Source organism: Spirosoma sp. KNUC1025 (genome assembly GCF_045160025.1).
Taxonomy (GTDB): Bacteria; Bacteroidota; Bacteroidia; order Cytophagales; family Spirosomataceae; genus Spirosoma.
Window position 1 is genome coordinate 6,931,530 of record NZ_CP087139.1, and the last position, 19,055, is coordinate 6,950,584.

Below are 19,055 nucleotides of genomic sequence, written 5' to 3' on the forward strand. Positions count from 1 at the left end.
TAGTATAAGTCAGGCTTCGGAAGCTTTGTAGGGTACCGCAGCATCCAACGCTGTTTGGTCTATTCAGCCCTGATCGCTTCAGTATGCATCTGTCAACTACTACGCTAATAATTGGTGCAGGTCCGTTTGGCCTCGGGCTGGCCGCTTATTTACAAAGCCGGCGGCACGATTACCAGATCGTTGGTAAGCCTATGGAGTTCTGGGAGCGGCATATGCCTGAGGGAATGCTGCTACGCTCAAACACCAATTGGTATATCGATCCCGATCATCAGTGGACTATCGACCGATTTCTGAGCGTGCATTATCCCTCCCGGCTGCCAACCGACCCGATTTCGCGTGAGCAATACATTGGCTACATGAACTGGTTCAGGCAGCAGGCCGACATCAACGTAACACCACATTACGTCCGTCAGCTACGTCAGGAGGATCAGTCGTTCAAAGCAGAGTTGGCTAATGGAGATACAGTTTCGGCGCAGCATGTCGTACTCGCCACGGGTTTCCAGTATTTTGCTCATCTGCCAGCTAACCTGTTAGCCTTGCTGCCTACGGAACGCTACCAGCATACGTGCGACGCTGTCGATATGGCGGCCTATCGTGGTCAGCGGGTTTTGCTGATTGGCGGGCGTCAAAGCGCCTTTGAGTCAGCGGCTTTGCTAGCAGAAGCTGGTGCCCGGCACGTGCACATTAGTTACCGTCATGAAACACCCCGATTCGAAGAAGCCGACTGGTCGTGGGTCGACCCCATTGTTGAGCGTATGGCTGATTGCCCCAGCTGGTTTCGGGACTTGTCAGCCGAAGAGCAGGAGGAGTATCGGTATAAATTATGGGCAGAAGGTCGTTTGAAAGTTGAACCCTGGCTCGAAAACCGGATTCGTCGGTCTGAAATAAGCCTGCACCCCGTACAGAAATCGTATCCGCTACTGTACAGACTGATCACTCAATAAGCATTGGATTAAGTTCAGGCGAACAGATCAATGTTGACGCGATAATGCTGGCTACGGGTTATCAGGTCAACGTAACACGGTTACCATTTCTAGCACCAGACATCCAGGAAAAACTCCTTTTGCAAAATGGCTTCCCTTTGCTCGATTTACATTTTCAGAGCAGCGTTCCCGGATTGTATTTCAGCAGCTTCCCAGCCGGGCATTCTTTCGGCCCGTTTTTTGGTTTTACCGTAGCCGTCCGCACAGCCGCAAAATTGATCGGCCATGCCCTTCTGACGGCAGACAAGCTCCCGGACTATTCGTTAGCCGATTAAAATAATCTCAACGTACATAGACAGGGAAAGTCCTTACCGCTTTTTCTTACCCGAATAATTTCCCGGGAATTTCGGCTTTCCAGCTTTTTCCGTTTTGGGGCTACCCAGCAAACGCTCAGCTAAATCCGGGCGGTTGAGTTTATTCAGGCGGTTTCGAATCCAGTCTTTGTATTCAGGTTTATACCAGAAAAAATAGCGATTCTGTGCCTGTTTTTCGTCCCGCGTTTTGGCCGTTTTCACAGGCTTGAGCGTATACGGATGTACGCCTGAGTAATAAATAACTTCAGCCACCGTCATAGGCGTTGGGGTAAAATCCTGCACCTGTTCGAGCTGGAAACCAAGGTCTTTTGTTTCGGCGGCCAGGTTGGCCATATCCTGTTCCTCACAACCGGGATGTGACGAAATGAAGTAAGGAATCAGCGGCTGCTTCAGGTTATGCTTCTCCGAAATCTGGTCGTATTTCTTTTTGAACAGTTTGAAATACTTAAACGACGGTTTCCGCATGATTCGCAACGTATCATCGGCGGTATGTTCGGGAGCGACCTTCAACCGACCCGAAACATGGCGCGTAATGAGTTGTTCCATGTACTCGTCGTGGTTGCCGTCGGCGTTGTTTTTGTTGAAATCATCAACCAGCAAATCGTATCGTACCCCTGAACCGACAAAGGCTTTTTTGATGTTGGGGTTCGCATCGACCTTGCGGTACAACTCCGTCATTGGTTTATGCGACGTATCGAGGTTCGAGCAGATAACCGGGTGGATACAGCTTGGGCTCTGACAACGGGCGCAAATCGATTCGTCTTTGCCCTTCATCTTGTACATATTGGCCGATGGTCCGCCCAAGTCCAAGATGTAGCCTTTGAAGTCGGGATGCTTTGTGATTTCGTCAACTTCTTTCAATACCGACTTTTCGCTGCGAGACGCAATAAACTTGCCCTGATGCGCCGAAATGGTACAGAAACTACAGCCCCCGAAGCACCCCCGGTGCATATTGACCGAAAACTTAATCATATCGTAGGCCGGGATCGGGCCACGCTTCTTGTATTTCGGGTGGGGCATACGGGTGTAAGGCAAATCAAACGACTTGTCGATTTCGGCTTCTTCCATCGTTTTAAACGGCGGATTAATCACCAGTACCTGATCGCCAACTTTTTGGATAATTCGGTTGGCCTGCCACTTATTCGACTCAACCTCAACAATTTTGAAGTTAGCCGCATATTTGATTTTATCTTCCAGACAAACCTCATGACTCGCCAGCTCGACGGTATTCCAGTTGTTATAATCGCGGAGTTCAGAGTGGTTATCATGCATAAACGCCACCTGATTGATGTTGCGCATAGACGAAAACGGCACACCCTTCTGAACCAGTTTCAGAATTTCACGAAGTGGCTGCTCACCCATGCCATACACCAGCATGTCGGCCCCCGCATCGACCAGAATAGAGGGTAATAATTTATCCTGCCAATAGTCGTAGTGGGTTACCCGACGCAACGAAGCTTCAATACCGCCCAGTAATACCGGTACGTCAGGATACAACGTTTTCAGAATATTGGAATACACAATCGTGGCATAGTCGGGCCGGAAGCCCGCTTCACCACCGGGTGTATAAGAGTCATTGGAACGCAGGCGTTTGTTGGCCGTATAGTGGTTCACCATGGAATCCATACAGCCCGCCGTAACCCCGAAGAAATATTTTGGCTTACCAAATTTCTTAAAATCGCGCAGATCGTCTTTCCAGTTGGGTTGAGCGATAATGGCTACACGAAACCCTTCACTTTCCATGATACGTCCGATCACAGCGGTTCCGAAGGCCGGGTGGTCGACATAAGCATCCCCCGACACCAGCACAATATCAACTTCATCCCAGCCTCTTTTTTCGACTTCTTTCATTGTCAGAGGCAACCAATCTGTGAGGGGTCTTTCAATCATGAGTAAGCTAGGTTATCTAGCTAAAAAACATTGTATCGGCGAAATAATTCAATGATTGATAATGAATTGTGGATTTTTAAACGGGTGTTTGATTACTTTTTTGGGTCCTGGCTACGCAAATTCACGCCTGAAACCTTACTATAGAGCCTATAGCAACCGACTGGTCGAAGAATGCAACAACAATCTGTCGGAACGTACCGACTGTGTTCCGGCTTTGGCAAAACAATAAATAATTAGGTAGTTGTCTTTAGCAAAATGATTCGCAGCCAGCTTATGAACGCTATTTTACGTTCTGCGAATCCATTTCCCATTTAATCACTTGTTTACTAGGGTCAAAACATAAGAAGCCGTGAAGCAAACTAACGTAAGTAACAGTCCTAAAAAGGGAATATTAAACCAGTATTTTTCTGCCAGCCAAAGGTAAAAACCAATGGTGAGAATATTAAAAACAAAAAAGAAATGGTCAGATTGTAAAACGTTAAAATAGCGAAGGGCTACGTAGAAATTAATAATACCAATAAACATTACACCACTGCTGTGACTTCCATTAAAACCGATCCACGCCTTCCACATGGTTATTTCCCGGGTTAGGATAGGAGAAGACGATTTCATTTCTTCAATCATTTTTTCATTTGCTGACGAAAATCCATTAGTGAAAAATGTATAATACAAGTGAATAATTCCTAATACTACAGCAGGTACAGACCCTATTGCCCAAAGATATTTTGCTATCATCGTTTTGTTTTTAATCGATAACGAATCGTCTTCTTCCGAAGCTTATCTACTACCTGACTTGTAGCGACGTACTGCCTGTTGCCGGAATACCCAGACACTACTTATTGTCTGTCCTGATTCTTAGGGCCGCCTGCTAATCCGACGGGCAAGTAAGACGTAAATTACGCTTATCAGGCAATATAAAAACCCATCCCTTTGAACAGAAATCCCCAGCCAATCACGTAGTAGGTATCGTACAGCTGGATGTCAACAGCATCTCCTCCAATCAAAAAAGAAGCAACCAGTAAGAGCAAGCCAGGACCTAAAAAAATTAGTTTAGTATTCATAGCGAATCTGCCCTAAACAAAAGTGGCCTATGTTTTACTAACCACTAGGATTTTCTGAAGTTGCAGGCAAGTTACGCTGTAGACACCACTTGTTCGCTCCACTCACACTTAGCACCTAAGAATGCTGCTTGTCTACCGTAACGGGTTACTGCAAGATTACTTAACGAACAGTATCTCTGCGGCTTATTTCGGCTTGAATATTCTTTAAGCTTTGTGAATTTCTGGAACCAATTAAATAAGAGAAAACAAGCAAAATAACAGGAAGAATAAAACTTTTATGGGTAGCAGCATAAACAGCAATACCAATCAGCAAACCGATAAACACGGCAGTCGTGATTTTTTGTGATTTCATTTTTTTCTCTTCTGACATTAATTCGTCAAGTGTCATCTTAGAGTAGTCCTTACTTGAAAACATAATGATGTTTAGGTTAAGAAAATTTTGAAACTGTAGGGGCTTTTTTGGTGCTCAAATTATGCTTGTCGACCGTAGCGAATCTACTTTTTATCCGGCCGATAAGCTGCAATCTGCTCACCGGGCGTTTTTCCTGTCTCCTGGAAACTACCCTATTCGTTAAACCAACTTGTCAAGGCGTTTCGGTCAACTCCTTAATTGCTCTGGTGGCTTGCTCATCTGTAGAGTTAAAAGTCAACACTTTTCTGTAGTACTGAATTGCCTTGTTTTTATCGCCTTTGGTCTGATAGGCTCGCCCTAAACTGCGGTGAGCCCCTGCTGCGCGTGGATAGTAGTGTTCATTCAGGCGCAGCAACTCAAGTCCTTTGTCGACCTGGTTTTGGTTCTGTATCAGGAAAATGCCCGCCTGATTCATGACTTTGCCAGGAGGCAACAGATTGACACCTGCTTGCGTAAATACCTGCTGATAATGCTGGCTTATGCCCTCACTTCCTTGTGTGAGGAACGTTTGATACGGAAATTCATAGCCCTCAAATATGAACAGAAGCCCATCATACAAACTTCGGAAAGGCACAGAAAAATGTGTTTCCTGATCATAGTACGTATAACGCGTTGAAAGCTGTTTCAAACTGTTGCTGCCCAAACTAGCATTGAATGCATCAAAAGCTTTACCCCTGGCTCCGGCGTGTTGCCCTGGCTCAAAGGGGTTATTGGCCTGACTAATAAAGAGTTTTGCAGGAGCAAAGGGCTCGCGCCTAAGCAGAGAATCGGCCTTTTTGGGTAAATAAGCGTTATTCCAGGTTAGCGTCGGATCAATGGCGATATAAGCCTTGAAATGACTCTGATCCAGTAAACAGTTTAGCGTGAACAGACCTGCCAGCGAATGACCAACTAATAATCGATAAGGCACTGTTCGGTAGCGCTGGTCGATGTGAGGCAAGAGCTCCTGCTCCAAAAAATCTAAAAAGTAGGATGGTTTACTGGTCAGATTTGAGGTCATATCACGACTCCGATTGGTGTTGCGAACCCCAACGACAATCAGTTCAGGAATCTGTTCGTTTTCGCTCGCACTTAGGTGTTGAATCATGCTAGCGGCATAACGAAAGTGGGTATCGGCATCCAGCAGAATCAGTACCGGGTAATGCTTTTGTAAGTAAAAATCATCGTTTTCATACGAGGCAGGCAGACTGATAAAGAAAGACCTTTTTTCATGTAAAAGTCGAGAATAGAGGGTATCTTCTTTTCCAATCGTAACCGAGCCAGCGGATTGACTTTGGCTTTGAAATGGCAGCGCTAAAAGGAGAAGGGCCAACCATACCTGGTAATGCATTGACATTGGTTTACTATCCATATCGACACAAGCTAGTATTCCGAAATATAGGTTTCGATTAGGTTGTTAGACGGGGTGTTTCCAGAGTCACACAGAAGCCCGGCCAACGAGTCAAATAGCCTACCTGTCGAGACGCGCTTTGTCGACCGGAAGCCAAATTCTACTTGGTTTTCAAAACGTTACATCATTCGCTATTACGCTGCATTAAACACCCACATAAGGATTGATATAGTCGCAAGATAGCTTATTCCATTACGTTCGCCTGATCTTTACACACTTGTTGGGTTTGGCGGGAAAGCTTCATACCCGTTGCCTGCAAGAGTAACAGTAACAACGCACAATCCGCCAGGCTAAATCAATCAGTGGGGCCGTCTAAATACAGATATAGTTCTTTGATAAGCCCATTCGCAACGATGGCAATATCCATACCACTGGCGATAGGTGGCGCATCGGCCGCTCCCAGTGTCCAGGATACCTGACTAACGCCATGATTGATGACGGCTGGCTTGGTGAGGGAAAAGACAAATCCAGGGGCCCATTTGGCTTGTAGGGTTCTGATGAGCGTATCAATCGCCTGATGCCCTTTAATCGCCGTTCCCTGATCGCTTTCATAAAATAAAATATCAGGGGCATAAATCTGCTGCATCACGTCGAGCCGCTTTTCATCGTTACGTTCACTCCACACCTTCAGGAGGCTATCTTCCAATAATTGCTTATCATCCATATTTGCTTGAATCAGTTTGGCAGCTAAATCTACCCCCATCGTTCTAAAACCAAAATACGGCCAAAAACAAATCCAAACCTATCTACCTCAGGCGTTCATCCTCTCAGAGGTAGCTTGGAAATGGAAACCTAAACCTATCTAGTTTTGACGTATCATCTGTCAAGCGGGACACTATTGCTCACACTCTTCTAAATAGTCCACCCTACGCCAACGGGGTGTTGATAGTAGGCGAGTGGCTCGCCTGAACACAAGCCGCTTGCACCTTTACACCCTTGTTTGGGATGTACTGTTAAATTGCAACCGATTGATTATCATTCGTCCGACAAAAGGGCGATTTAACAGTTCTTCTGGGTTTGTTCGCTCGCGAACTCGGTGATGGTTGGGCTGAGAACTTTCCTTCGGGACATGCTTCTTGTCGCCTGATAAGCCACCCACGCGGAGCGATGACGATGTACTTTCCACTTTTTTGCACCTCCAACGTTTAAATGTTTATGCACGTGTGGTATTGGCAGTACTCTTGCTGATTGAAAAAATTATGATGCCGTGATACTCGTCCGCCTAATTTAAAACGCCCTACCACACTTGCATAAATACCCTGTTGGTGGTAGTTTTTTGAGTTTTCTGGTTTCCGCTCATTACAATTACATCACTTTGTTGTATCGTATTTCCAATTCTTACAAATAAATCGTAGCGCATCATAATACGCAGGAATTGGCTCTGTCATGTGGTCTTCATTAGGATAATATTTATACTTGTGTTCAAATGTTTTCAACCTATTCTGTTTAACTAGTTTATCAAATTTTAACAAATCATTCCGAAAATCACCATCTTCATTCCCTACGCTATAGAAAAATTTTTTATCCCTCATTGGTAGTTTTGGCAGTTTTTGTTCTGCCAATGGTAAAATATATTTATTGCCAAACCATAGCGAAGGACTTATTGCAATATAAGCATTAAACATATCAGGCCGCGTAAGCATGCAATTAATGACTGTAAGACCACCGAATGAATGGCCGGCCAATATTTTGAAAGGACTTGTTTTATAGTTAGCCTCCATGTAAGGCATCAATTCCTGTTGAATAAAGTTTAAAAACTGCTCATTGCCACCGGATGTCTTATAGTTAGAAGACACTTTACCGTCAAAGTTGATTAAACTATTAGTAGGAGTGAGGTCTTTTACTCGGTCTAAACTAACAATGCCTACTACTATTATTGGAGGAATAATCTGCCAATGCCTTAAATACTCTACATATGCAGAAAGGATGTGAAAATGATTCTCCCCATCTAAGAGATACAACACGGGCAACGCCTTATTTATATCTGTAGAATCGAGTTTTGGAACATTAATGTATATCTGGCGGTCTTGATTTAGCACTTGAGAATGTACTAAATGCACACTGTTGGCGATATGATTATATAACTTTGGTACTTGGGCTGTTGCCTGTGAAGCGAGAAATATAAAGAATACTATGAAATGCTTCATATCATTGACGAAAAGCCCGATAATAGTGTATAAATGTTAAAGTGCCTCGTTCAAAATTGCCATCAACTTGCCGATTGCCGTACTTTTACCCTGTCAGTTGCCACCCTCCGAACGAGCCAAAGCCCAGCCTCTGGGAGGTGTAACCTGTCGCCGAAATGCGCCTACGCCACATACATGGCCGGTTCACCCAACTGTTAGGTTTGCTCCTGTGACAAAACCAAGAACAGAGTCTCGCCTTTGTCGCTAAAAAACAAGAACTTTAAAAGGGCAGCGGGTCGAGCTAATCACCCAACCAGGCGGCAGGCCTATCGGTGCGATGCAGACCCCGCTGGCCCCTTTGAGAGCAGAACCGGGAACCTATAGGAATTCAGGCTTGGGGCCTACTATCACAGTTACGTTCGCCGTTCTGGATACTCGTTTTGTGCACCGTAAAAATGGCAAAAACCATGACCACTTACAAGTACTTCATCGGCACCGACATTGGCAAGACTACAAATGCAGTTTGCGTCATCGATGAGCTGGAAAACCGTAAGCTTGAACGGACTATACCAAATACCAAAGCAGGCATGCAAATGCTACTGGCTAAGCTTCAGTCACTGGCTGACTTTGACCTAACTACGGCTTTATTCTGTATGGAGCATACGGGGATTTACTGCCAACCCTTGGTCAGCTTTTTTTACCCGATAGGGGCCAATCTGTGGCTGCAATCCGCCGTGCATATCAAACACTCACTGGGTTTGAAACGAGGCAAAACCGATAAGGCCGATGCCCGTCTGATTGCTAAATACTGCATTCGTCACCAGCGGGATAAACGGCTGTTGGCTTTGACAGACAGCGTATTAGCTACAGTTCGCCAACTTGCCCAGCAACGTGAGCGGTTAATGGAGATGGCTAAGCAAATCACCGACCTGAGCCAGGACTATCAGGCCATGGGACTGCTCACCGAGTTAAAGCTGCACCAGCAAACCAGTGATATAGCCCTAGTAGCCCTGCGAAAGCAGATCAAGGTGGTGGAAGCTCAGATTGAGCGGCAAATCAAGACTTCACCTGAATTGAAGACAAACAGTCTCTATTAATGAGTATACCGGATGTGGGTCTGCAAACAGCCCTATTCATGTTAATCTTTACCGGTAATTTCACCCGTTTTGACGACCCTAAAAAACTGGCCAGTTATGCAGGAGATGCGCCGTTCGCTTATGAGTCAGGAACGTCAGTACGGGGTCGAACGGAGGTGAGTCAGATGGCTAACATGAAGCTAAAACATTTGCTGCACATGGCGGCTTTGGGAGCGGTGCGGGTAGAAGGAGAATTGAAGGCTTATTTCGAGCGAAAAGTAGCGGCTGGAAAACGAAAAATGAGTGTATACAATGCCGTCCGTAACAAGTTAGTGCATCGCATGATGGCGGTTATGGAACGGCGAACGCCTTACACTTCTATTTTAGAAAGAATTGTATAATTTTTAGTTGACAGGACTTGTTTTGTACATAGGAATCGACCATGAGTGCTGATGGTGAGCGAGTCACTCCACTGAAACGAACGTACTTTCGACCTTTACACACTCATCATGTTGGGCTGCAACCTTCCTACGGGACGTGCTTCTTGTCAGCGGAAGCTTGCCCACGCGGAGCGAAAATTCTACTTGTCAATAAGATTACTGAAATTCTATTTTGGTTAGACTGTCGATGTGAATGGGCTTAACGGCAAGCGAGATAAAGTGTGACTTGCTGCCAAAGAGTAAACTGTCTTTCAAGAAAAGTGAGTCGAAATATAGTATAGTCTTTTTGCCTTTCGAATCAGTCAGTCGAACAACTGTATGTGGCATTACAGGACGCTTAGATAGGTTGCCGTTTTTGTCAGTAACTTGTACTTTTTCAATGCCATTATAAAAAATCTTTTGTCCTCCTTTCAAAGCAACCCCTAATAAACCAAGCCGAAAATCGTAGGAGTCCTCGACCTTGTTAGGATCTATTTTTTGTAGTTGTTCTTTTAAAGAGTTTGGGGTCATATAGTACATCTTACAAGCACTGAGCATCAGTAACAAACTGAGGCCTATCAAATTTTTGATTCTCATTCTCATTATTTAATTTGAGTTACTTAATCGGGGCGTGCCCTGTGTCGCACGCAACATGCCCAACTTGTCAAAGCCCGCCTTTGTGGCGGCTGACCTGTCGAGCGGAAGCCGACCAACGAGCCAAAAGAGCTTGCTCTTGGGGCGGCTCCACTGTCACCGGTAACCTGCCTTGTAAGCCCAGTTTGGACCCGCCACCCGCGAGGGCTGATGGGCAACGAGCAAATATACTGAACACAAGCAACTGCCAACCTTTACACCCTCGTTTGTATGTACGCATGCTTTCTAACTATCTCATTATCAAGCCACCCCTAAGTTAGTGAAAAGACCTAAATCTGCGCCTGTGATGCCAAACTTGACCAGCTTTTTCTTCATCTGACGAATCTGTTGCTGCTTCACCTGAGCCACATCCCGCATCAATTTGGTTGGCTCATACGCTTCTTCCCTCGTCAGCATCTTGTAAACCACTACCGCCAACTTTCGAGCCGTTGCCGTGATCGCTTTGATCCGGCCAGCCCGGTAAGCAATTCGCTGGAAAAAAGCGGTCATTGGATTGGGCTTCTTCATGTTGCCCAGCGAGTTGGCCACCATCCGAAACGTGTTGGGTAACGTCGACTTGTTCTTCAACGTCTTGCGCGACAGTACCTTACCACCTGACGCTTTGTTATTAGGTGTGAAGCCTAACCACTTGGCAAACGCTTTGGCCGAGTGAAATTTAGTGATGGCTTCACCCACTTCGGCCATAAACGTCAGCAGCGCATCCCGACCAAAACCGGGAATATTGCTCAGGTCAACCCCCAACAGCTTGTGGGCATACTGCTCAATGGGCAGTCGTGGCGTGTTGCGCGACTGACGCAGTTTCTGACGACCCTTTGTCGGATCAGCTACGGTGGCTGGCTGGTCGAGTCCCTTTGTATGGTCCGTGAAGTGCTGATCGAGTTCCTTGTCTAACCCGGCGATTTCAGCCTGTAAATTGACATAAAGTCGGTAGTTGCTACGCACTTCAAAGCGCATAGCCCGGTTCCAGTTACCCCGCAGCAGCTCAATAATTTCAGTCGGCTTCTTTTTGCAACCGCTATCGACCAGAGCGGCCAGTTTAACCGGGTCTTCTTCCCCTTGACAGATGGCGGCAATCACCCGTAAGCCTGATACCGAATTGGTGTCGGTCAAGACCGTATCCAGCCGTACATTACCCGCCCGTAGTGCTTTCTGAATACGCCGAATATAATCGGCGGCATCTTCAACAAGACTTCGGCGTAGCCGCACCAAAGGCCTAATAAGAGTCGAAAACTCATCGGGCAGGAAGATCGGTGGCAGCAAGCCCAAACTGTGCAAAGTACGGATATGAATGGCATCCGACGTATCCGATTTAAACCGGCGGTAGTTTTTCGTATTCGCTCCTGAGGTTACAAGTACGTCAAATCCAGTTTCTTGAAGCACATTAACCAAGGCTCGTTCGTAGCCACCCGTAGCTTCCAGAGCCACATGTTTGACTTGATTATCGGTCAGCCACTGAGCTAATCGAAACAGCTCTTTGGTGGAGACCCCAAACTGTTGAACGTGTTGCTTAGGGTCGTCACCCACGGCCACTACGTGAAACTGGGAGCCGATGTCGATGCCCGCCACCTGCTGGTGGACGACGGGCATTGAGAGATAGTTGTCTTGCTTTTTCATGCTTGGAAGCGGGTAAGCAGGGAAAACAAAGGGCTATCAGCGGGCTATTTTAGATAGACGATAATCAGGATGTACGGAGTAAAAGCGGAGGCTTTTCTACCAGTTGGGTTCTCAAAGCATCAAGGAGCATACCCTTTGATGACGAATAGCCAAATCGAGCAGTTGGACGGGTTGATAAGCACCAACAAACAGAGACGACTTTCCCACGAGGGCTACTGACAGCCAGGTAAAGATAAGGTCAAAGAGAGGTCTGCTGTTCTCATGCGTTCTTCTGGGTTCGTTCGCCCGCGAACACGGTGGCTGTTGGGCTGCAAACTCTCCTCCGGGACGTGCATCCTGTCACAGGAAAGCGACCCGTGTAAAACTTCTCTTTATTGACTGCGCACAACATCTACTTTGAAAGTTTTTATCATGTTCTGATAGTCAGTACTTTCAAAATTTAATTCAGGAAACCTGTCAAACCATTCCACTACTGAACCTGCCTTCTCAGCTTCCCATTGCCGAGTTATATCGATTCCGAGCTTTTTCCACTGTACAAATGGGCCGTAATTCACTATTTCAGCTACAATTAAGGTGCAGGAAAAGTCACAATCATCAGGGCACATCAGAATCGGGCAAACTGAGACACTGTTTATGTCTGGAAGTATCGTTTTCCAAACTACCTCTCGTTCTTCTTTACGATCTAACCAAGGTAAAAGAGTTGGAATTAGGCCCTTATACATATTTCCAGGATACAACTCTTCCAGCTTTTCATCTAACCAAAAGTCATCTATCCGAAAATTTATAAAGTCATAATAGCCTTCATAATCGCTTTTATCTAGTACGCCCGCAATTTTATTCATCTTATTATACTTATAGAGTGGCCTAACTGGGCGGTTCTCGTGTCGCAAACAAACCCAAAAGTTACCCAACCCCAGCGTTTCTCGTGTCGACCGAAGCCGAGCCACGAGCCAAACGGCCCGCCTTTGGGACGTGCGGCCTGTCGCACACAAGCCCACCGCTACGTTGTTTTTCAGCCTGTTCGCATCACCCAACACCCCTGAGTGTTGATGGATAATGACGCTATGTTACTAAACAAACACTACTTTCAACCTTTACACACTCAGTCTGTTGGGCTGCTACGTGCCACCGGGGACGTGCTCCCTGTCACACAAAACGTTAGATAATTAGACAGATTCTCCATCAAGCAACAATTTGATAAGATAGCCTTCCCATAATAGGCCAATTAGTAATGCTGTTAAAGGGAATATTTTCTTGGACTCAGATTTATAAACAAGAAGAGCATACCCGATTAAGGCAGGCCCTGAGAACAAAATTGCAAACATGCCGATAAGACCACCCAAAAAGGGAATAGACTCAATATTTGCAAAGACAACAAATTGAAACCAGGCAATAGATAAAACTAAAGCAAAAAAGAAGATTCTTGACGGTTTTACTTTGCTCATTGTTGCTACTTGTCAGTCAGTTCTTGCTTATTTCTTCACAACTCTAAATAATTAGGCGTTTCCTGTGTCACACGCTACGTGCCAAACGAGCCTAAAGCCCGCCTGTCGGGGCGATTCTCGTGTCAACGGAAACCACCTAACGAGCTTGAAGTTGCCCTATCACTACGTTACTCGTGTCGACCACAAGTGGGCTACTACGTTGTTTTCAGCTTGTTGTGTCCACCCAACGTAATATTGGGCGGAGACTTAATTAACGACAATCCGTTGATCGTCAGTTAGAAGTCGTTAATTGTGTCGTTTACTTTGCATGGCAACAATTTGTTACAATTTGACTACTTATTACGTCACAAGAATATAAATATCCTTGATTATTTACAATGATATGGCTGATAAAATTTTTAGTAGCACCCACATCGAACGCATCTGGAATATTGACGGTTATCCTGACTATTTCTTTGCGGCCGACCACCAGTTATATCGCTTCGATTCACGTGGGCGCATTCGACGAAATAAACAGATTGTGATTGGCTACACCACGGGCTATGTCCTGAAGAGTAAATTCTTTAGCCTCGCCAAACTCCGGCCTATGTTACGTCGGCATACGCCTACAGATCATCCAACGGGCTTTTGAGGGTGCTGATTTTGTCGGCCGTCACATGAGTGTAGCGCATGGTCGTTAGTATACTTTCGTGCCCGAGCAACTGCTGAATATACCGAATATCAAGGCCCGATTCGAGCAGGTGCGTAGCAAAACTATGTCGCAGGGTGTGAATACCACCCCGTTTCTGTATACCCGCAAAGCGGACTGTCTCACTATATACAGATTGAATCACACGCTTATCAAGCGGCTCCTGATTCTCCGCATTTTCAAACAGATACGTCGTTGGCTTATACTGCGTCAGGTAATTGGTCAAGGTGGTTTTAAGTTTATCCGTCAGCATGACCACCCGGTCTTTTTTGCCTTTGCCGCCCCGAACCATGATCACATTACGATGCCGGTCAAGGTCATCGATACGTAGTCGGGCTACTTCGCTTAGCCGCAAGCCGGTAGCATACACCAATTTGAAGAGGGTTAAATATTTCAAACTGGTTGTGGCTTTGAAAATAGCTTTTACTTCGACCACGCTGTAAACCGTGGGAAGTTTTACCGCCTGCCGGGGATAGGCTATCTCATAAAACTCCTTCTCGCGTTGAATTACTTTCTCGCAGTAGAATTTCCAGCTGTTGATGTGAACGTTTATGGTTGCACTACTTAACCGTTTCTTCTCAACCAGATACAGCAAATACGCCTGGTATTGATCTTTAGTCAATTCCGCTAGTGACGTAGGACCAGCGTATTGAATTAAGGCAATAAGGGCCTGTTTGTAGTTTTTAAGGGTCTTGTAGCTATAGTTCTGAACACGTAATGCCGCGCTCACGGCTACAATAGCCGGATGCCGATCGTAATTCCGCATGGGCGGAGCGTAGCGGAAGGGAAGTCGGTGTGTACCAGCGCTTCGTTTAGGCAGTGGTGGCCAGGTTGGGTTAGTAGCTTGCTCCACCTCGGCCGACGTAGCGGTGGGTTTATACAGTCGCACAACGGCTTCATCGAATCGGCAGTACGCTTTACCGAAAAGTTTGCCAAGCCGGACAATGGATTCGCGCGTATTGGGCACAACCCAGCAACGGCGCGAATAGCTCCAGCGTCGACCCGGCACCTCCCGTACCAGATCATTGCCAGTGGGGTCGTCGGGAAAAGAAACAGCCAGAAGAGCCGGGTCTCTGTCGTCAATGCGAATAGTAATCATAAAAAAATAGACTTTCGGAACAGCGAAAAGTATCACCGTTAACGCGTCCAAAAGTCTATCGTTCTATCACTTACAGTTCAAACGTAATGCCCTGCGCCAGCGGCATTGTGGTGCCGTAGTTGATGGTGTTGGTTTGTCGGCGCATATAGGCTTTCCAGGCATCAGAGCCCGATTCGCGGCCACCACCCGTTTCTTTTTCGCCCCCGAAGGCGCCCCCAATTTCGGCGCCCGACGTACCGATGTTTACGTTGGCAATGCCGCAGTCGGAGCCAACCGCCGACAGAAACCGTTCGGCTTCACGAAGATTCAGGGTAAAAATGGCCGACGACAAGCCCTGCGGCACGGCATTCTGCTGCGCAATAGCGTCGTCTAACGTAGTGTATTTCAGAAGGTATAGGATCGGCACAAAGGTTTCCCGCTGCACAACGGCCCACTGGTTTTCGGCTTCGGCAATGCAGGGACGAACGTAGCAGCCAGACTCGAAACCCAGTCCGTCGAGTACGCCCGGCTCCACAACAAACCGGCCGCCCGACTCACGAATTTCGTTAACCGCCAGCTGGTAACTTTTTACAGCCTCCCGGTCGATGAGCGGCCCGACATGGAATGTTTCATCCAGCGGATTCCCGATGCGAAGCTGTGCATAGGCGTTTTTGAGCCGGTTCTTAACGTCGTCGTATATACGTTCCTGCACAATAACCCGGCGGGTAGTGGTACAGCGCTGACCGGCCGTTCCGACGGCACCAAAAACGATGGCCGGAATTGCCAGATCCAGATCGGCATGTTCAGAAACAATAATAGCGTTGTTGCCGCCCAATTCGAGCAGGCTCTTACCCAGACGACCCGCCACCGACTCCGCCACGGCTTTACCCATGCGCGTACTACCCGTAGCGGATACAAGCGCGACCCGTGGGTCGTGGGCGAGCCACTCGCCTGCATCGCGACCGCCCGTAATCAGGCAGGACACGCCTTCCGGAACATCGTTGTTATGTAATACTTCGCCGATAATCTGTTGACAGGCCAGTGCCGTCAGGGGTGTTTTTTCGGACGGTTTCCAGATGCATACATCGCCACATACCCAGGCAATCATGGCGTTCCACGACCAGACAGCCACCGGGAAGTTGAAAGCGGAAATTATACCAACTACACCCAGTGGATGCCATTGCTCCATCATGCGATGAGCCGGTCGTTCTGAATGCATGGAGAGGCCATAAAGCTGGCGGGACTGCCCAACCGCAAAATCGCATATATCAATGATTTCCTGCACTTCGCCCAGTCCCTCCTGCAATGATTTGCCCATTTCGTAGCTGACCAGCGTGCCCAGCTCTCGTTTATAGCGCCGAAACTGTTCGCCCATCTGCCTGACGATTTCGCCCCGGCGCGGGGCCGGAACCAACCGCCATTCGGCAAAGGCAGTCTGCGCGGTTTCGATAACACGGTCATAATCAGCGCGGGTCGATACGTAAACCCGGGCAATCAGTTGCCCGTCGGCCGGCGAATAGGAATCAAGGGTTTTGGGAGTACCCGAAGTCAGAGTATGCCAGAATTGCTGGCCTGTGCTGGTGCCAGGCTTAACAGGCTGAGTCGGCAGCGGAAGAATAGACTGCATACGATGGATTTGTGGTTTGTTGATAATCGGCAAAACTACCCGGACCGAGGCATACAATGGCCATCGGATACTAAACTTTTTGTAGAAAACTCAGTTAGAACAAGGGAGTTTGCCGCTAAACAGGCAACTCCCGGGTTCAGCCGACTCTACGGAATGTCTCTATTATAACTTTCTGTATACTAGATCAATAGAGCCAGAACCATTCAAAATCAATCAGGCGTCTTACTATACTCAATAATCAACGTTATGAAAATCAAGTATTCACTCAGCCTTGTCGCCTTAGGAATGGCGCTGGCTGCCACACCCAGCCTGGCGCAAACAACGCCAACGGGAACCGCCACATCTACTACGTACCCGCAGGGGGCTATTGCCCCGGATTCGATGCCGATGAAAGCATCACGTGAACAAAAGAAAGCCATGAGACAGAATCGTCGCAACAAAGGGTCACAGACGGGCGGCACCACCAACACATCGGTGCAGGATGCCCGATATCGGGAAAGCTCGTCCAGCGATGGTACGTCGATCAACAACAGCAACACAACTAATTACAACAGCAACAACGTAACGACGGCCCCTACCGGCGCTGGTAGCAACCCAAACTCTACCACTTCGTCGAGTACGCCCAGTAAGCCTAGGGAGTAGACGTAATCATTGGAAAGTAGGTGTCTCTCGCTGGAACTCTTGGCAACATCAGTAGATTAAGCAAAGAGGTTTGTTTACGTACTATTATATACGTAATAACCTCTTTGCTACTTATTGCCCTATCTATGTGTCAATCATAAATTTTCGATTTATCTACCTGGTCATTATTGACTTTTTAATTTCTGTATATATTTGGCTCACTTAATACCGTCTGCGTGAAACGTCAGTCTTCTTTAGTTTCGGAGAGTGTGCTGCTGGAAAAGCTTGTCCAGCGTGATCAGCAGGCCTTTCAATGGCTTTATGACCAGTATTCGCCCGCTCTGTACGGTATACTCCTGCGCATTGTGCGCGAAGAAGAGCAGGCTCAGGACCTTCTCCAGGATGTTTTCATTAAAATCTGGAAAAATTTAGACGCCTACGACGCCAGCAAAGGTCGTCTGTTTACCTGGATGCTGAATGTAGCCAGGAATACGGCTATTGATTCATTACGATCTCGTAAAACGCAACCATTCAGCGAAATCCGAACGGATGAAGAGAACGTACGTATTATAGATCAACAACATAGCACCGAGCAGCCCAATCCTGAACACATTGGCATTAAGGACGTTGTCGACAAGCTAAGACCAGAACGCAAACAACTGATTGATCTGATCTACTTTGGTGGTTACACCCATGAGGAAGCAGCCGATAAGCTGAAACTTCCGCTTGGAACTGTAAAAACCCGGGTCCGCGCAGCCTTGCAGGAATTAAAGGAACTATTTAGACTATGAATGTAACGGAATACATAGCATCAGGTATCTTGGAGTCTTACGTCATGGGTGCAGTAAGTACCCAGGAACGGCGCGAGGTTGAGTGCCTATCGTCTATCTATCCCGAAATAAAACAGGAGCTCGACCAACTGACCGAAGCCCTCGAAGAATATGCGTTCCTGCATAGTGTTGAGCCTCCGGCTGCTCTTAAAACCAAACTGCTACAACAACTTGATTTTGAAACGCCAGCGGTGCAGCCGCTAAAAGCAGAAGAGACCATCGTTCGGCCCATGCCGGTCGATCCGTTCACGGGCGGGCCTACCTTCCGCGTTACGTGGATTGCGGCAGCTTCAATGGGACTGTTGCTGCTATTTTTCTCATTCTATTTACTTTCTCAGTTACGGTCAAACCAGAAAACGCTGGCGTCAACCCGAAGCGCCAACGAATCATTACAAACGCAATTGCGTCAGATCCGCGAAAAACTGACGCAAACGGACAATACGCTGGCTATGGTGAGCCAACCGGGGCTGCGAACAATGGAGCTACAGGGCAATGAAAAAGCTCCACACAGCAACATCCTGCTTTACTGGAACACGCAAACCCACGAAGTGGCGGTGCAAACCCGGGCGTTGCCTGCGTTGCCTGCCGACAAACAGTACCAGCTCTGGTCGATGGTTAATGGGAAACCCGTTGATGCGGGTGTGTTTGATGCCAGAAACGAAAGCAAGTTGATTCAACGCCTGAATCGGGCGGTTACCAGGGCGGAGGCTTTCGCCGTAACCGTCGAAAAACGAGGAGGTAGCCCCACCCCTACGCTCTCTACCCTACTGGCCCTGACGCCCATAAAAAGCTGAACGAGACGGTCAACTTTCTTGTTATTTGTATAG

At 47.2% G+C, this 19,055-nt stretch carries 21 protein-coding genes; 8 read left to right on the forward strand and 13 right to left on the reverse strand.

Annotated elements, in window-relative coordinates; genetic code table 11:
* Positions 1-83 precede the first annotated feature (83 nt).
* Positions 84-944: an NAD(P)-binding domain-containing protein gene (locus LN737_RS30240; protein WP_405514890.1), complete on the forward strand. Its 861-nt coding sequence runs from the start codon at positions 84-86 to the stop codon at positions 942-944.
* A gap of 44 nt (positions 945-988) precedes the next feature.
* Positions 989-1,258, forward strand: coding sequence for a hypothetical protein (locus LN737_RS30245; protein WP_405514892.1), 270 nt, complete (start codon positions 989-991; stop codon positions 1,256-1,258).
* A 33-nt stretch (positions 1,259-1,291) separates the two neighbouring features.
* Here LN737_RS30245 and LN737_RS30250 read toward each other — a convergent pair whose 3' ends face one another.
* From LN737_RS30250 to LN737_RS30280, 7 genes are all read right to left on the reverse strand, one after another.
* Entirely contained in the window at positions 1,292-3,187 is a 1,896-nt protein-coding gene (locus LN737_RS30250) for a YgiQ family radical SAM protein (protein ID WP_405514894.1), read from the reverse strand.
* Between the two features lie 315 nt (positions 3,188-3,502).
* A complete protein-coding gene (locus tag LN737_RS30255) occupies positions 3,503-3,922 on the reverse strand; it encodes an LIC_13387 family protein (RefSeq protein WP_405514896.1) in 420 nt (139 codons plus the stop codon).
* Between the two features lie 170 nt (positions 3,923-4,092).
* Positions 4,093-4,248 carry a hypothetical protein gene (locus LN737_RS30260; RefSeq protein ID WP_405514897.1) on the reverse strand — a complete coding sequence of 52 codons (156 nt, stop codon included), beginning with the start codon at positions 4,246-4,248 and terminating at the stop codon, positions 4,093-4,095.
* Between the two features lie 160 nt (positions 4,249-4,408).
* A complete protein-coding gene (locus LN737_RS30265) occupies positions 4,409-4,663 on the reverse strand; it encodes a hypothetical protein (RefSeq protein WP_405514899.1) in 255 nt (84 codons plus the stop codon).
* Positions 4,664-4,832: 169 nt separating this feature from the next.
* Positions 4,833-5,996, reverse strand: coding sequence for an alpha/beta hydrolase-fold protein (locus LN737_RS30270; protein ID WP_405514901.1), 1,164 nt, complete (start codon positions 5,994-5,996; stop codon positions 4,833-4,835).
* Positions 5,997-6,345: 349 nt separating this feature from the next.
* Positions 6,346-6,714 carry a nuclear transport factor 2 family protein gene (locus LN737_RS30275; protein ID WP_405514903.1) on the reverse strand — a complete coding sequence of 123 codons (369 nt, stop codon included), beginning with the start codon at positions 6,712-6,714 and terminating at the stop codon, positions 6,346-6,348.
* Between the two features lie 646 nt (positions 6,715-7,360).
* The gene (locus LN737_RS30280) at positions 7,361-8,197 is read right to left on the reverse strand and encodes an alpha/beta hydrolase (protein ID WP_405514905.1); all 837 of its coding nucleotides are present in this window, start codon (positions 8,195-8,197) and stop codon (positions 7,361-7,363) included.
* Positions 8,198-8,643: 446 nt separating this feature from the next.
* Between LN737_RS30280 and LN737_RS30285 the strand changes: the two genes are divergently transcribed.
* Positions 8,644-9,273, forward strand: coding sequence for a transposase (locus LN737_RS30285; RefSeq protein ID WP_405514907.1), 630 nt, complete (start codon positions 8,644-8,646; stop codon positions 9,271-9,273).
* 38 nt (positions 9,274-9,311) lie between these two features.
* Positions 9,312-9,653 carry a transposase gene (locus tag LN737_RS30290; protein WP_405514909.1) on the forward strand — a complete coding sequence of 114 codons (342 nt, stop codon included), beginning with the start codon at positions 9,312-9,314 and terminating at the stop codon, positions 9,651-9,653.
* Positions 9,654-9,848: 195 nt separating this feature from the next.
* On the opposite strand, the gene LN737_RS30295 is transcribed toward LN737_RS30290, so the two are convergent.
* The 4 genes from LN737_RS30295 to LN737_RS30310 form a co-directional block, all read right to left on the reverse strand.
* Complete coding sequence (locus LN737_RS30295; RefSeq protein ID WP_405514911.1) at positions 9,849-10,202, reverse strand: hypothetical protein; 354 nt, start codon at positions 10,200-10,202, stop codon at positions 9,849-9,851.
* 363 nt (positions 10,203-10,565) lie between these two features.
* Entirely contained in the window at positions 10,566-11,939 is a 1,374-nt protein-coding gene (locus tag LN737_RS30300) for an IS110 family transposase (protein WP_405514912.1), read from the reverse strand.
* A 371-nt stretch (positions 11,940-12,310) separates the two neighbouring features.
* Positions 12,311-12,781, reverse strand: coding sequence for a hypothetical protein (locus LN737_RS30305; RefSeq protein ID WP_405514914.1), 471 nt, complete (start codon positions 12,779-12,781; stop codon positions 12,311-12,313).
* A 324-nt stretch (positions 12,782-13,105) separates the two neighbouring features.
* Positions 13,106-13,384 carry a hypothetical protein gene (locus LN737_RS30310; protein WP_405514916.1) on the reverse strand — a complete coding sequence of 93 codons (279 nt, stop codon included), beginning with the start codon at positions 13,382-13,384 and terminating at the stop codon, positions 13,106-13,108.
* Positions 13,385-13,766: 382 nt separating this feature from the next.
* On the opposite strand from LN737_RS30310, the gene LN737_RS30315 reads away from it, so the two are divergent.
* Positions 13,767-14,015, forward strand: coding sequence for a hypothetical protein (locus LN737_RS30315; protein WP_405514917.1), 249 nt, complete (start codon positions 13,767-13,769; stop codon positions 14,013-14,015).
* Here LN737_RS30315 and LN737_RS30320 read toward each other — a convergent pair.
* Together LN737_RS30320 and LN737_RS30325 are read right to left on the reverse strand one after the other, a co-directional pair.
* Positions 13,990-15,171, reverse strand: a complete 1,182-nt coding sequence (locus tag LN737_RS30320; RefSeq protein WP_405514918.1) for a site-specific integrase — start codon at positions 15,169-15,171, stop codon at positions 13,990-13,992. The two genes, LN737_RS30315 and LN737_RS30320, sit on opposite strands and share 26 nt — an antisense overlap.
* Before the next feature lie 70 nt (positions 15,172-15,241).
* The gene (locus LN737_RS30325) at positions 15,242-16,777 is read right to left on the reverse strand and encodes an aldehyde dehydrogenase family protein (RefSeq protein WP_405514920.1); all 1,536 of its coding nucleotides are present in this window, start codon (positions 16,775-16,777) and stop codon (positions 15,242-15,244) included.
* Between the two features lie 246 nt (positions 16,778-17,023).
* Here LN737_RS30325 and LN737_RS30330 point away from each other — a divergent pair, with 246 nt between their 5' ends.
* The 3 genes from LN737_RS30330 (at position 17,024) to LN737_RS30340 (ending at position 19,022) form a co-directional block, all read left to right on the forward strand.
* Positions 17,024-17,419 carry a hypothetical protein gene (locus tag LN737_RS30330; protein ID WP_405514922.1) on the forward strand — a complete coding sequence of 132 codons (396 nt, stop codon included), beginning with the start codon at positions 17,024-17,026 and terminating at the stop codon, positions 17,417-17,419.
* A 215-nt stretch (positions 17,420-17,634) separates the two neighbouring features.
* Positions 17,635-18,189, forward strand: coding sequence for an RNA polymerase sigma factor (locus tag LN737_RS30335; protein WP_405514924.1), 555 nt, complete (start codon positions 17,635-17,637; stop codon positions 18,187-18,189).
* Positions 18,190-18,233: 44 nt separating this feature from the next.
* Complete coding sequence (locus tag LN737_RS30340) at positions 18,234-19,022, forward strand: anti-sigma factor domain-containing protein (protein WP_405514926.1); 789 nt, start codon at positions 18,234-18,236, stop codon at positions 19,020-19,022.
* Positions 19,023-19,055 lie beyond the last annotated feature (33 nt).

Coding starts and splice junctions, on each gene's coding strand:
- LN737_RS30240 (WP_405514890.1), top strand. CDS start 84: ATGCATCTGTCAACTACTACGCTAATAATTGGTGCAGGTCCGTTTGGC.
- LN737_RS30245 (WP_405514892.1), top strand. CDS start 989: ATGCTGGCTACGGGTTATCAGGTCAACGTAACACGGTTACCATTTCTA.
- LN737_RS30250 (WP_405514894.1), bottom strand. CDS start 3,187: ATGATTGAAAGACCCCTCACAGATTGGTTGCCTCTGACAATGAAAGAA.
- LN737_RS30255 (WP_405514896.1), bottom strand. CDS start 3,922: ATGATAGCAAAATATCTTTGGGCAATAGGGTCTGTACCTGCTGTAGTA.
- LN737_RS30260 (WP_405514897.1), bottom strand. CDS start 4,248: ATGAATACTAAACTAATTTTTTTAGGTCCTGGCTTGCTCTTACTGGTT.
- LN737_RS30265 (WP_405514899.1), bottom strand. CDS start 4,663: ATGTTTTCAAGTAAGGACTACTCTAAGATGACACTTGACGAATTAATG.
- LN737_RS30270 (WP_405514901.1), bottom strand. CDS start 5,996: ATGTCAATGCATTACCAGGTATGGTTGGCCCTTCTCCTTTTAGCGCTG.
- LN737_RS30275 (WP_405514903.1), bottom strand. CDS start 6,714: ATGGATGATAAGCAATTATTGGAAGATAGCCTCCTGAAGGTGTGGAGT.
- LN737_RS30280 (WP_405514905.1), bottom strand. CDS start 8,197: ATGAAGCATTTCATAGTATTCTTTATATTTCTCGCTTCACAGGCAACA.
- LN737_RS30285 (WP_405514907.1), top strand. CDS start 8,644: ATGACCACTTACAAGTACTTCATCGGCACCGACATTGGCAAGACTACA.
- LN737_RS30290 (WP_405514909.1), top strand. CDS start 9,312: ATGTTAATCTTTACCGGTAATTTCACCCGTTTTGACGACCCTAAAAAA.
- LN737_RS30295 (WP_405514911.1), bottom strand. CDS start 10,202: ATGACCCCAAACTCTTTAAAAGAACAACTACAAAAAATAGATCCTAAC.
- LN737_RS30300 (WP_405514912.1), bottom strand. CDS start 11,939: ATGAAAAAGCAAGACAACTATCTCTCAATGCCCGTCGTCCACCAGCAG.
- LN737_RS30305 (WP_405514914.1), bottom strand. CDS start 12,781: ATGAATAAAATTGCGGGCGTACTAGATAAAAGCGATTATGAAGGCTAT.
- LN737_RS30310 (WP_405514916.1), bottom strand. CDS start 13,384: ATGAGCAAAGTAAAACCGTCAAGAATCTTCTTTTTTGCTTTAGTTTTA.
- LN737_RS30315 (WP_405514917.1), top strand. CDS start 13,767: ATGGCTGATAAAATTTTTAGTAGCACCCACATCGAACGCATCTGGAAT.
- LN737_RS30320 (WP_405514918.1), bottom strand. CDS start 15,171: ATGATTACTATTCGCATTGACGACAGAGACCCGGCTCTTCTGGCTGTT.
- LN737_RS30325 (WP_405514920.1), bottom strand. CDS start 16,777: ATGCAGTCTATTCTTCCGCTGCCGACTCAGCCTGTTAAGCCTGGCACC.
- LN737_RS30330 (WP_405514922.1), top strand. CDS start 17,024: ATGAAAATCAAGTATTCACTCAGCCTTGTCGCCTTAGGAATGGCGCTG.
- LN737_RS30340 (WP_405514926.1), top strand. CDS start 18,234: ATGGGTGCAGTAAGTACCCAGGAACGGCGCGAGGTTGAGTGCCTATCG.